Source organism: Paenibacillus sp. DCT19, from assembly GCF_003268635.1.
In the GTDB taxonomy this organism is placed as follows: domain Bacteria; phylum Bacillota; class Bacilli; order Paenibacillales; family Paenibacillaceae; genus Paenibacillus.
The window spans coordinates 352501-365292 of sequence record NZ_CP029639.1 but is presented as its reverse complement, the minus strand read 5'-3'; the positions used below and the strand labels follow the sequence as shown (position 1 = coordinate 365292).

At 48.4% G+C, this 12792-nt stretch carries 6 protein-coding genes, 17 tRNA genes, 2 rRNA genes and 1 pseudogene (1 of these 26 only partly in view); 2 read left to right on the top strand and 24 right to left on the bottom strand.

Annotated elements, in window-relative coordinates:
* Positions 1–61: 61 nt before the first annotated feature.
* The 4 genes and pseudogenes from DMB88_RS01710 to DMB88_RS01695 all read right to left on the bottom strand — a co-directional run bounded on the left by DMB88_RS01710 (position 62) and on the right by DMB88_RS01695 (position 5513).
* Positions 62–1714, bottom strand: a complete 1653-nt coding sequence (locus DMB88_RS01710; protein WP_254438414.1) for an MBL fold metallo-hydrolase — start codon at positions 1712–1714, stop codon at positions 62–64.
* Positions 1711–3379, bottom strand: a pseudogene (locus DMB88_RS01705) (ABC transporter permease). Before DMB88_RS01705 ends, DMB88_RS01710 begins: the two are co-directional and overlap by 4 nt.
* Position 3380: 1 nt before the next feature.
* Positions 3381–4454, bottom strand: a complete 1074-nt coding sequence (locus DMB88_RS01700) for an ABC transporter substrate-binding protein (protein WP_128099948.1) — start codon at positions 4452–4454, stop codon at positions 3381–3383.
* Positions 4455–4499: 45 nt separating this feature from the next.
* Complete coding sequence (locus DMB88_RS01695; RefSeq protein WP_128099947.1) at positions 4500–5513, bottom strand: ABC transporter ATP-binding protein; 1014 nt, start codon at positions 5511–5513, stop codon at positions 4500–4502.
* A gap of 214 nt (positions 5514–5727) precedes the next feature.
* Between DMB88_RS01695 and DMB88_RS01690 the strand changes: the two genes are divergently transcribed.
* Entirely contained in the window at positions 5728–6630 is a 903-nt protein-coding gene (locus tag DMB88_RS01690; protein WP_128099946.1) for a LysR family transcriptional regulator, read from the top strand.
* 212 nt (positions 6631–6842) lie between these two features.
* Positions 6843–7706, top strand: a complete 864-nt coding sequence (locus DMB88_RS01685; protein ID WP_128099945.1) for a CYTH domain-containing protein — start codon at positions 6843–6845, stop codon at positions 7704–7706.
* Between the two features lie 385 nt (positions 7707–8091).
* Here DMB88_RS01685 and DMB88_RS01680 read toward each other — a convergent pair whose 3' ends face one another.
* The 20 genes from DMB88_RS01680 to DMB88_RS01585 all read right to left on the bottom strand — a co-directional run.
* Positions 8092–8697 carry a short chain dehydrogenase gene (locus DMB88_RS01680; protein ID WP_128099944.1) on the bottom strand — a complete coding sequence of 202 codons (606 nt, stop codon included), beginning with the start codon at positions 8695–8697 and terminating at the stop codon, positions 8092–8094.
* A gap of 294 nt (positions 8698–8991) precedes the next feature.
* A tRNA-Gly gene (locus DMB88_RS01675) sits at positions 8992–9062 on the bottom strand.
* An 11-nt stretch (positions 9063–9073) separates the two neighbouring features.
* Positions 9074–9147: transfer RNA gene (locus tag DMB88_RS01670), tRNA-Pro, on the bottom strand.
* 17 nt (positions 9148–9164) lie between these two features.
* Positions 9165–9241 (bottom strand) — tRNA-Arg (locus tag DMB88_RS01665).
* Positions 9242–9246: 5 nt separating this feature from the next.
* A tRNA-Gly gene (locus tag DMB88_RS01660) sits at positions 9247–9321 on the bottom strand.
* 8 nt (positions 9322–9329) lie between these two features.
* Positions 9330–9416: transfer RNA gene (locus DMB88_RS01655), tRNA-Leu, on the bottom strand.
* A gap of 12 nt (positions 9417–9428) precedes the next feature.
* Positions 9429–9501 (bottom strand) — tRNA-Lys (locus DMB88_RS01650).
* 7 nt (positions 9502–9508) lie between these two features.
* Positions 9509–9583 (bottom strand) — tRNA-Gln (locus DMB88_RS01645).
* A gap of 9 nt (positions 9584–9592) precedes the next feature.
* Positions 9593–9668, bottom strand: a tRNA-His gene (locus DMB88_RS01640).
* 96 nt (positions 9669–9764) lie between these two features.
* Positions 9765–9840: transfer RNA gene (locus DMB88_RS01635), tRNA-Thr, on the bottom strand.
* A 24-nt stretch (positions 9841–9864) separates the two neighbouring features.
* Positions 9865–9942 (bottom strand) — tRNA-Asp (locus tag DMB88_RS01630).
* Positions 9943–9967: 25 nt separating this feature from the next.
* A tRNA-Met gene (locus DMB88_RS01625) sits at positions 9968–10040 on the bottom strand.
* Between the two features lie 19 nt (positions 10041–10059).
* Positions 10060–10135 (bottom strand) — tRNA-Val (locus tag DMB88_RS01620).
* A gap of 43 nt (positions 10136–10178) precedes the next feature.
* Positions 10179–10250: transfer RNA gene (locus DMB88_RS01615), tRNA-Glu, on the bottom strand.
* Between the two features lie 15 nt (positions 10251–10265).
* Positions 10266–10357, bottom strand: a tRNA-Ser gene (locus DMB88_RS01610).
* A 3-nt stretch (positions 10358–10360) separates the two neighbouring features.
* Positions 10361–10436, bottom strand: a tRNA-Asn gene (locus tag DMB88_RS01605).
* A 1-nt stretch (position 10437) separates the two neighbouring features.
* Positions 10438–10513, bottom strand: a tRNA-Ala gene (locus DMB88_RS01600).
* A 26-nt stretch (positions 10514–10539) separates the two neighbouring features.
* Positions 10540–10616: transfer RNA gene (locus DMB88_RS01595), tRNA-Ile, on the bottom strand.
* A gap of 59 nt (positions 10617–10675) precedes the next feature.
* Positions 10676–10792 (bottom strand): 5S ribosomal RNA (gene rrf / locus DMB88_RS01590).
* 77 nt (positions 10793–10869) lie between these two features.
* Positions 10870–12792: ribosomal RNA gene (locus tag DMB88_RS01585) — 23S ribosomal RNA — on the bottom strand; it runs 1002 nt beyond the window's last position.

Below are 12792 nucleotides of genomic sequence, written 5' to 3'. Positions count from 1 at the left end.
GTTCTCTTTATATCATGAATCTCACGAATCTCTCATTAACGATCTAGATCCCACTCGCCAATCACAGCACAAGCTCATCCCCAGGTGATAGCGAATGAATCATCTTATTAGGCGCAGCTTCCTCACCTTCACTTAACCTAGCTTCACTAAGCGTATTATCGCTTAGAAGATGATCCCTAAGTTTATCCGTCTCTTCGCGATTGGTGTGCACTAGAATCGTGTGTCTTGCAGGAAGTCTGCGTATCATTCTGGCTGCATCCATCCACCCTTGATGAACCTTGTAACGAACCTTCCGTACCTCACACTTCCCATGCTCTTCAGGAGCTCGTGACAGTTGACCTGCATAGGTGCCCTCCGACACATGTCCAGTAAGCAGCACCATATTGTTCTGATCTCCGGCTAACTGACTATAATACCAACGGGCAAGTGCAGACTGCATCATGCCATCCGGAATAAACCATAGCGAGGCTCCATGCTGCTCCAACCATTGCTCCCGCTCTTCTTGCGTCACTGGTATCTGCCACCTAGTTCCGTTCAAGCATTCCGTAATCGCTTCGGTCAGCGATCTCTTGTTCGCTACTTCGCTCTCTCTCAGCCAGTACGGTGAATGTAGAAGCTGCTTCATGCCCTTCATCAATCCCTGTTCGACGAATAAAGGAATGTCAGGGTACTGTTGCTCTGCCCATAACATGATCTCTTGCCCACGCCCTACCACAGGCATAGGCAACAGCACTTTCCCGCCACGCGCAATCGTCCCACGAATCGCATGATCCAACTGTTGTAACTTATCAGCCTGCGTATCCCGATCTGTACCGTAAGCAGCATCCATGATAGCGAGATCCAGTAGTTCTTCCAACGGTTTCATAGGCTGTATCGACAAGGCTCTGCTCTCGCTAGAGGTAGTGGCCTCCACTGTCTTAGCATTAGGTGCTGACTGCCAGCTCAAGAACTGTTTATCGTCCATTGCTATCGAATCATGGGCAGGAGCCGCTTGCTCCGCTTCTCTAAACGACGTAGATAAGGACGCATTGATCGCTTGATCACCTGCAAACTCGGCTTCCTGACCCACAGCGAGGTTGCCTCTTAATGCCGTTTGATCCACCCGACTGCGCATCGGTTTGCTCCTCTGCGTGCTATACAATCGATTGGCGCCACGTAAAGTCGCTAAAGGATCATCCTCTTGTAGCAGCATGGATTCAGAAGTGTAGTCGCCAGAGTAAAATATGCGTCGTTCCTCCATCTCAATCGCAAACCAAACAGAGCCAGCGAGATGACCCGTACGCCCCCAGATCGCCCACACACCAGGGATAAGCTCAAACCAAGTTCCACGCGCTGCCTCTTGTTCCAAATAACGATACCGGATAGACTGCACGTCACTCTCTGCATAGGGCACAGCATATCCTGCACGCTCTGTATTGTTTCGCCATGCCTTGAAGTACGTGTCCAACTGTTCTCGTGTCTCACGCGTTGTCCACACTTCACCCTGATAGCCCAGGTTATACAGCAGAGGGATGGCTACAGAGTGATCCTCATGTGCATGAGACAACAGCACGGCATCGAGCTTCGGTACAATCTGTTTATCAAGGAGGGGGTACTCCCCTGCTCCACCTTTTTTGACGCCACAATCCAGTAATAGACGTTGTGTACTCCCGCTAAGGAGATACGAAGAGCGGCCATGTTCCCCTGCACCGCCCCATACGTTCAGTTTGATCATGATGCATTCCACTTTCTCTTCGAATTCAGAATTTCAATCCCTAGCAACATAAGTACCGTCATCCCTACAGTAACGACTGCCATCGCCATACCTAATGAAACCTGACCCTGTTCAAACTGGGCAAAAATATACGTCGCCGACGTCTGCATCGACGGCGGAAGAATTAATAACGAGGCGACCAGTTCTCTTGTCGCAATCGTAAAGGTCATCATCCACCCTGCAAGCATGCCAGGAATAATTAAGGGAACGAGAATACGCCGTAGGATGTACAGCGGCTTGCCGCCAAATACCTGACCTGCCTGAAATAACGATCCGTCAATTTGAGTAAAGCTTGATTTTACATATTGCACGGTATAAGGAAGGAACAGCACAACATAGGTGAGAACAACCATGCCATAGGTGTTATAGAGCGTGAATGGCATCCAAGGTGAATTCCAGAACAAAATCAGTCCGACAACCATGACGATCCCCGGCACAGTGTTCGGCAGCAGGCTGAACAAATCAATGATACGCTGCATCCATGAAGATGATTTGCCGATGGTCAGCGCAAGCCCCGTACCGATGAACACTGCGACCGTTGAAGCCGCGAGCGACAGCCCTAAGCTATTTCCGATCGCCTTCAAACTAACAGAACCCCACGACAAGAGATCACGGTAATGCTCTAGCGTTAAGTTATCCCAAGCCAACCCGACTCCGCGTAGCTTCATCGTTGAAGCTGCAATAATGGAGAAATACGGAATACCTACAGAAAGAATCAAAAGTAGAGCGAGATACAAACCGCAGAGCACTCCAGTCCAGCCCCGGAGAGAATAGCGCTTGGAACGTTGTCCCTTTCCTCCTATTAAGCGGTAGGTGAACTTGCGCGACATTGTAGACTGCATGTACCACATAACGAGACAGACTGACAACAGGATGGAAGCGAGTGACGTTGCCCTACCAAAGTCAATCGGCCAACTGGAGATATACTTATGAATCTCTGAAGTCATAACGTAGTAGCCAATCTTTCTACCGAAGGTGGCAGGTGTTCCGAATTCCGCAATCGTTTTGACAAATACTAGCATGATGCCCATACCATAAGAAGACAGTAACAATGGAAGAATAATACGCCGGAACCGATAGCTCGCAGGCGCACCGTGTACTGCTCCCGCTTCTTCCAGATTGCCGCCGATGCGGATCAATGCGTCCCGAAGCAGTAAGTATAGGAACGGGAATAGATGCAGGCTCATAATGAGCACCATTCCCCAGAAACTGAAGAACAGCTCACTCCAATTCGAAGCTGAGGGATCCATTGCTGGAGATAGCCCCCTTTTTGCATGAACAGAATCCAGCCCATAGAACCAATGTACGGTGGAGTCATAAACGGGATCATCAAGATTACGTCTACCCAGCGATGCTGACCCATTCGAGTCTTAGACATCATCCATGCGAGCGGCAAGGCGAGCAGTGTTGTTCCAATAACCACACAGACACAAAGCCATATGGAATTTAGCAGTACCCGGATAAATGATGCCCTGTGATTGTACGAATAGGAGCCGTCCAGTCCCACTGGCCATCCGGATATATACTTTGCCAGAAAATAAAAAGCAGAGGTACGCCAATGCTTACCGTCAACAGAAAGAGGGCCAGAATCACGCCGACCCTCCGTAGAATAGTTTGATTATTCATCTTATTTGAAGATTTCAGAGAAGCGTGCTGCCGTCTCATCTCCGTGCTCACTCATCCAAGTCCAATCCACTTTGAGTTGTGGAATATCTTTCACGTTTGCGCGATTCGTTGCTTCAATATCTTCACGTCCTGGAATCAGGTAAGCATCGGTAACCAACTTTTGTGCTTCGTCAGACAAGAGATAGTCGATAAATGCTTTGGCATTATCTACATTCGGGCTTGATTTCAAAATAGCTGCCGGTCTTGGGCTAATCACTGTTCCCTCTTCAGGATACACAATATCCAGTGGCTCACCTTTGGCTTTGGAGGAATACGCCATGTAATCTACACCAGCTGCTACGATGCTCTTCGCACCCGTAATAACTGGATCAAGTGCTTCCTGATTTGCTCCTGCCATAGCTACGCCATTAGCTTTGTAACTGCTTAGCAGATCCCAACCCTTGTCTCCATTCGCACTCAAGTAACCTGTGATAAAGTCCAGTGCAGAACCGGAGAGCGTTGGATCGGGAATGTTCACTGCATCTTTCCATGCAGGTGTAGCGAGCTCAGCCCATGAAGTAGGCGGCGTGGATACGAGCTTGGTGTTGTAGACGATCCCCAGAGCAGATGCACTGCTGCTGAAATAGTTGCCTTCGGCATCCGACCAATCCTTGTTCAATTTATCGGCGTTCGCCGCTTCTGGATAAGGCAGGGTTAGTCCATCTGCTTTCAACGCCTGCGCGGAGGGTAAAGAAGCAAGAATGACTACGTCTGCTACCGGATTTGATTTTTCAGCTTCCATCCGAGCCAGAATCTTACCTGTCGTTCCTTGGAACATTTCCACCTCAATGCCCGTTTTCGCTGTAAATCCACTTACGATATTATCAGCCAACTTCTGCGGCCCTGCGCTATACAATACCAGTTTGCCGCCTGTTTTATCCGTTGTTTCTGCAGCAGCTGCCGTGTTACCCTCGCCTGCCGGTTGAGCCGCTGAACCTGTAGTCGTATTACCTGTGCTACATCCAAACAAGCTGATACTCATTACCGCGGATAAAATCAGCATTGCGCTTTTCTTACGTGTATTCATTCCAAACATGTTATTACATCTCCCTTAGTTGGTTTTATAGTTGTGGTCAATCACTTAATTTACTGCTGCGATCTTATTTCTCGTAAAGCTTGTCTCGCCCTCTATATTCATTCGATGTATGCGTTCAGGAGACACATAGAGATCTACCTGCTCGCCTATACCTACTCTGTTGTTCCGATATGCCGTCCACACGCCCAGCCCATCCATCTGCACCCGAACTTCATATCGCTCACCTACATAACTAACACTGAGCACGACCCCGTGATATCGGAGATCGTCATGACTGATCTTGTTCCAGGAGACATATTCCGGTCGAACCATAGATTGATTCGGCGTCAGCCAGTTCGATTTACCGATAAATGAAGCAACAAAGGCTTCGCTCGGTGTAGCGTAGATGGTTTCTGGACTGCCTTTTTGCAATATTCGTCCCTTCTCCATCACGACAATCTCATCCGACATCGACATCGCCTCAACCTGATCATGCGTCACATATAATGCGGTCAATCCCATATCTCGTACCAGTGACATCATCTCAATCCGCATCTCTTCCCGTAATACAGCATCTAGTGCGCTTAGTGGTTCGTCGAACAAGATCACACCTGGTCGAACGGCCACGGCTCTGGCAAAAGCAACCCGCTGTTGCTGTCCACCGGACAACTGGTGAGGATAACGATCCTCCATCCCTTGCAGGCGTACCATATCGAGTGCTTCTTTTACTTTTTGCCGCAGATCGGACTTCTGTTTACCAGCCCTTAAGCCAAACGCTACATTTTCATATACCGTCATATGCGGCCACAAGGCGAAGTCTTGAAACACCATGCCCAGATTCCGCTTATGTGTTGGCACATCAATCCGCTTCTCTGCTGAATAGATACACTCGCCATCCGCGTATATAGCTCCCGCATCCGGCTGTTCAAGTCCTGCCAGCATACGTAGCAGTGTTGTCTTACCACAGCCTGATGGGCCGAGCAGCGTTGTAAACTGTCCGTGTTCAAGCGTGAGATCAGTAGGCAATAACGCCGGAGTACGATTGAATGATTTTTGAACCTGTCGTATTTCTAATTTCATAAGCATCCCTGCCTGTCTTCTAGTACTGTTATCAGTCTAACGTTCGCCTTCGAGAGTTGTATGTTAGGAATGTAAAATGATAATTAACTTTTTAGATGAATTCTGTTGATGTTCATAGATTAAATCTATATAAGGCGACCTAATGATGTTTTCTATAGTTTGTTCTCTATTTAGTGGACTACGAGTTTGAAAAAATGAGAGGAGTGAGTATCTATTGAATCTGATCAAATTACAAATTGTTGAGCTGATTGATAAGCATCATCACATGACCAGCGTTGCTGAAATTTTAGGCATTAAGCAGCCTACAGTTACATTTCATATGAAGTCATTAGAAGAAGAGATGGGTGTGCGGTTATTTGAATCACGAAGTGGGAAAACATTTCTGACCGAGGCGGGACAAGCGCTGCTCCATTATTCTGTGAAAATCAATGCCCTCACCCAAGAGGCTCGCCGAGTCGTTCGGGAATATGACAGTCTCTACCGGGGAACCCTGCACATTGGAGCAAGTTATGTACCTGCAACGTACCTATTACCTCCGATACTGAATGCTTTCTCTCAAGAGTTTCCGGGCATTCGGATTCATTTATCGGTTAAACCGGCTCCTGTCATCCGAGATATGTTAGTACGACACCAGATCGATCTAGGAATCATTTCATCTGAGCCGTTTGTCGGTCCGATGCTTCAGACAGAGACGTTGTGCGAAGATAATCTCGTTCTCATTTGCACACCCCAGCATGCTCTGGTTCAAAAGGAAGACCTACAGCCTGAGCACATTGCTCAAGTGCCGTTTGTCCTGCATGGGAATCAATCCAATACCCGCCGCATAACGAATCAGTGGCTGGAGCAGCATGAGGTTCGATTACGTGGTACGGTCGAGATGGACTCGCTGGAAGCAATCAAACAATTAGTACTATTAGGAGGTCATATCTCATTTACTTCACGTATGGCTGTTAAGTGGGAGGAGAGCCAAGGACTCATTCGGGTTCTTCCCATTCCCGGGGAACTGGCACCTCGCCATATGTACATGGTTCATAACAAGGATCGGCATCCCTCCGTTCAGATCCATCGTTTCGAGGAAGTTTTACGTGAGTGGAGTCTGCGTGCAGTACTAACCTAATGAAGTTAAGCCATTCATAAAGTGCTGACGTTGTACACGCTGATCACAGGTTCCCTATTACGTTATCAACAGATCACCTAGAGAAACTATCGTTCACCATTCATCAAATCTATGCAGGGTTAACGCAATGTGCTTCTCCCGTTAATCACTTCGACATACTCGAACGATAAAGTGGGGTCTGTACAATAATTCAACCTAGGGAGTGATTGGTTTTGAAAAAGTGGAAAAAGGTAACGGCGTCGTTGATGCTAAGCATCGTGACATTGGGAAGTGGACTTACGGTACTGGAAGCACCACAGGCCTCTGCTGCAGCAAATGCGGTTCCTGCATATGAGGTTAAGTTTTTGGCTAAACCTGAACTGGTATTGAATGCAGATGGTACTCCACGTACTGAAGTTGTTCAGACGCTTGGTCTTGATTCCACGCCAACTGCCATTCAGACAGAGTACTTTGACACCAATGCGCGGGAGCTGGACGAAGAAGGTTGGAACGTACGTTTTCGCAAAAAAGAAGATAAAAATAATTATGAACTGACATACAAGAAGCGCTACCCGATCATCAATGGAGATGTAAATGCAGCTCTTACACTGGCTAACCAAGAGGGATTCGATTCCTCAGATGATAACTATGAGGCTGAGATTGATTGGGGATATGGCAAACAAACACTTAGCTTCTCGAATACCAAAAAAGTAGATTCCCCTAAAAATAGCGGCATTAACCTGCCTTCAGATCAAGAAGCATTGAAGATGTTGTTGGACAAGCTACCAGGTAAGCTGAACAAATGGTCTTCCTCCAACTGGGGTAAACAAAAGCTGACCGACTCCCGTGTCTATGGCCCAGTAACTTTCCAGCGGTACAAAGGAACTTGGAATGGACAGGAGATGACCTTAGAAGTATGGCCTATCCGTAATGCAGCTGGCACTGGAGTAGAGAATATTGTTGAGGTTTCTTTCAAAACAGATAACGCTTCAACCGTCTCCGATCTCCGTAATCAACTAATGCAGGTACTTGAAAACAAACAGTGGCTGCTTCCAGCAGATGGCTTGAAAACACAGCTTATTCTGGAGAGATACTAAGTTGCAGGTATAGCAAGGTACAGATGAAATATGCAGTACGAATATAGGTATGAGTAAGCGTAAGGTAAGAATACGGTAAGAATAAAGGGCTAAGTAAGTTGAGGCTCGAGTTGAGATTCAGGTTGAGGTTGAGGTAAGCGTATTAATTAATGTACCCATCAGAGACACACTTTGTAGAGGTAAACGTTAAAGGACATGCATTGGAGTTCGCTCCAGTTCATGTCCTTTTATTTTTGATCGTGTGGTGTATTTCATGTTATCCACTTGGGATCCAGAGATGGTTGAATCATTAGAGCACACTATAATGAGTTTGGTGCATCACACTGACCTGCCATGTAGCCTAGTCTACGTGTCCAATACAGAAACGGGATTGAGATGAAGTCTGTTAATATACTTTAAAGTTCTGTGCCGTTTCAATGCCAAGTGCACTTTGAATAAACGTATTGGCTACACGCTCCACAGGTACGGGATTGAATCCGATAAAGACACCTTTATACTTCTCTGCCGATTCCTCGAATAAGTTAGGGCTAACTGAATTCAACCGTATGCCTCGGGGTAGTTCATAAGCTGCTGCTTTTGCAAACGAATCGATTGCACCATTAACCATGGCACTTGAAGCACCCTTCACAATCGGATGATCCTTGATGATTCCGCTAACTAAGGTAAAGCTACCCTTGTCATTAACGTAGTGCTGACCAATCAGCACAATGTTGACTTGCCCTAACAATTTTCCGTGGACACTGATCATATTATCTTCGGGCGTTAACTCTTCCAGTTTGGCATAATGCGTCTGACCTGCCGCCACAATGACATAATCAATAGAGCCAACGGACTCAAATAACGCAGTAATACTATCCGTTGAAGTCATATCCACCTGATAATCACCAGACTGTCTACCTGCTGTAATCACTTCTACAGGTAAATCCTTTAACTTAGCAACAATAGCCTTCCCTAACGTCCCACTTCCGCCAATAACCAGCGCTTTTTTCATACGATTCCTCCTCCATAGTGTAAAAGGTATATAAGCATATAGAAAAAAACATGTAGAGATGTATCTCTAAAGTTGAAGTTATTCCATTTAAACAAACATTATTGAAATAATCAAACTATCCAGTTTATTGGTTCACCATGGTGATATGGCGAGCATTACATCGAGCGTTATGATCCGATCCATAGTTAGCGTAAAAATACGGAATGAACTCGTTCGGCTTTATTTTTAGAAATATCATTTTAAACAAATAAAAAGCCCTTGCTAAGCGCAAGAGCTCTTTCATGTATTTCACTAAGCGGGTGATGGGAATCGAACCCACGCTATTAGCTTGGAAGGCTAAAGTTCTACCATTGAACTACACCCGCACAAGATAAAATCGGGATGACACGATTTGAACATGCGACCCCCTGGTCCCAAACCAGGTGCTCTACCAAGCTGAGCTACATCCCGATATAGAAAAAAAATAATGGCGCGCCCTGAGAGATTCGAACTCCCGGCCTTTTGATTCGTAGTCAAACGCTCTATCCAGCTGAGCTAAGGGCGCAAATATGGAGCGGAAGACGGGAATCGAACCCGCGACCCTCGCCTTGGCAAGGCGATGCTCTACCGCTGAGCCACTTCCGCATAATAATTGGTGCGGTCGAGAGGACTCGAACCTCCACGGGGGTTAGCCCACACGGACCTGAACCGTGCGCGTCTGCCAATTCCGCCACGACCGCAAAATATAAAAGTGAGTCATGAAGGGCTCGAACCTTCGACACCCTGATTAAAAGTCAGGTGCTCTACCAACTGAGCTAATGACTCAAGTAAATGGCTGGGGATATAGGATTTGAACCTATGCATGACGGAGTCAAAGTCCGTTGCCTTACCGCTTGGCTAATCCCCAATGAGATAATGGGGCGATCGAGGGGAATTGAACCCCCGAATGCCGGATCCACAAACCGGTGCGTTAACCACTTCGCCACGATCGCCATAGTTACATCTCATAACTTGCTTAGAGTAATTCAGTATACCCATCTTTATCTTAAATATACATGCTATTCCAGACTCAGATGTTAAGGTACAAATGGTGCCGGCGAGAGGACTTGAACCCCCAACCTACTGATTACAAGTCAGTTGCTCTACCAGTTGAGCTACACCGGCACGGTGTAAGGTGGAATTTAAAAATGGCGGAACCGACGGGATTCGAACCCGCGATCTCCTGCGTGACAGGCAGGCATGTTAGGCCAACTACACCACGGTTCCAGATCACTTTCGTAAGAAAGTATAATTGCGGGGCAGGATTTGAACCTGCGGCCTTCGGGTTATGAGCCCGACGAGCTACCGGGCTGCTCCACCCCGCGTCGTTAGAAAAAATATATATGGTGGAGGCTGAGGGGATCGAACCCCCGACCCTCTGCTTGTAAGGCAGATGCTCTCCCAGCTGAGCTAAGCCTCCATATTGGGATTGTCATCCCTCATTGAAACAATAAAAATTGTTATGACCCGTAGGGGATTCGAACCCCTGTTACCTCCGTGAAAGGGAGGTGTCTTAACCCCTTGACCAACGGGCCTTGCTAAAAACTATCTGGCGGAGAGAGAGGGATTCGAACCCTCGAGACGCTTGTGACGCCTACACGATTTCCAATCGTGCTCCTTCGGCCAGCTCGGACACCTCTCCATATGGCTCCCCGAACAGGGCTCGAACCTGTGACAACTCGATTAACAGTCGAGTGCTCTACCAACTGAGCTATCAGGGAATGGTGGAGCCAAGCGGGATCGAACCGCTGACCTCCTGCTTGCAAGGCAGGCGCTCTCCCAGCTGAGCTATGGCCCCATTCTTCGGTATTACTATTGTATTTATGGTGGGCCCTGGTGGACTCGAACCACCGGCCTCACCCTTATCAGAGGTGCGCTCTAACCAACTGAGCTAAGGGCCCACATATATATCCCTTTTTTCTCTACGAGGGGGGCAAAAAAAATACCCCAAAGGGAATTCGCTTGGCGGCGTCCTACTCTCCCAGGACCCTGCGGTCCAAGTACCATCGGCGCTAGAGGGCTTAACGGTCGTGTTCGGGATGGGTACGTGTGGAACCCCTCCGCCATCGCCACCAAACGCGTAGCTTACATCTCAGAGTGTTGTTCTCTGAAAACTAGATTCGAAACGAAAGTCTGCGATTTATAACGTGCTAATTGGATAAGCCCTCGACCGATTAGTACTGGTCAGCTCCATGCATTACTGCACTTCCACCCCCAGCCTATCTACCTCGTCGTCTTCAAGGGGTCTTACATACTGGGAAATCTCATCTTGAGGGGGGCTTCACGCTTAGATGCTTTCAGCGCTTATCCCGTCCGTACATAGCTACCCAGCGGTGCTCCTGGCGGAACAACTGGTACACCAGCGGTACGTCCATCCCGGTCCTCTCGTACTAAGGACAGCTCCTCTCAAATTTCCTACGCCCACGACAGATAGGGACCGAACTGTCTCACGACGTTCTGAACCCAGCTCGCGTACCGCTTTAATGGGCGAACAGCCCAACCCTTGGGACCTACTTCAGCCCCAGGATGCGATGAGCCGACATCGAGGTGCCAAACCTCCCCGTCGATGTGGACTCTTGGGGGAGATAAGCCTGTTATCCCCAGGGTAGCTTTTATCCGTTGAGCGATGGCCCTTCCATGCGGTACCACCGGATCACTAAGCCCGACTTTCGTCCCTGCTCGACTTGTAGGTCTCGCAGTCAAGCTCCCTTATGCCTTTGCACTCTTCGAATGATTTCCAACCATTCTGAGGGAACCTTTGGGCGCCTCCGTTACTCTTTAGGAGGCGACCGCCCCAGTCAAACTGCCCACCTGACACTGTCCCCGCACCGGATTACGGTACCAGGTTAGAACCTAGATACGATCAGGGTGGTATCCCAACGGTGCCTCCACCGAAGCTGGCGCTCCGGCTTCAAAGGCTCCCACCTATCCTGTACAGATCGTACCCAAATTCAATATCAAGCTGCAGTAAAGCTCCATGGGGTCTTTCCGTCTTGTCGCGGGTAACCTGCATCTTCACAGGTATTAAAATTTCACCGGATCTCTCGTTGAGACAGCGCCCAAGTCGTTACGCCATTCGTGCGGGTCAGAATTTACCTGACAAGGAATTTCGCTACCTTAGGACCGTTATAGTTACGGCCGCCGTTTACTGGGGCTTCGGTTCACAGCTTCGGATTGCTCCTAACCGCTCCCCTTAACCTTCCAGCACCGGGCAGGCGTCAGCCCGTATACTTCGCCTTACGGCTTCGCACAGACCTGTGTTTTTGCTAAACAGTCGCTTGGGCCTTTTCACTGCGGCCCCCTCGTGCTATTCACACTACCGGGGCACCCCTTCTCCCGAAGTTACGGGGTCATTTTGCCGAGTTCCTTAACGAGAGTTCTTCCGCGCGCCTTAGAATTCTCTTCTCGCCTACCTGTGTCGGTTTGCGGTACGGGCACCATCACCTGGCTAGAGGCTTTTCTTGGCAGTGTGAGATCATGACCTTCGCTACTTTAATTTTCACTCCCCATCACAGCCCAGCCTTAACGATGTGCGGATTTGCCTACACATCAGCCTCACTGCTTGGACAGACATCCATCAGTCTGCGTCACTACCCTACTGCGTCCCCCCATTGCTCATAACGGCTTACGGTGGTACAGGAATTTCGACCTGTTGTCCTTCGACTACGCCTTTCGGCCTCGCCTTAGGTCCCGACTTACCCTGAGTGGACGAGCCTTCCTCAGGAACCCTTAGGCTTTCGGCGGATCAGATTCTCACTGATCTTTTCGTTACTCATACCGGCATTCTCACTTGTATAATGTCCAGCGCTCCTTACGGTACACCTTCAACCCTTATACAACGCTCCCCTACCCCTGATGCAAGCATCAAGCCATAGCTTCGGTGGTGTGTTTAGCCCCGTTACATTTTCGGCGCAGAGTCACTCGACCAGTGAGCTATTACGCACTCTTTAAATGGTGGCTGCTTCTAAGCCAACATCCTGGTTGTCTGTGCAACTCCACATCCTTTCCCACTTAACACACACTTGGGGACCTTAGCTGATGGTCTGGGCTGTTTCCCTTTTGACAATGGATCTTAGC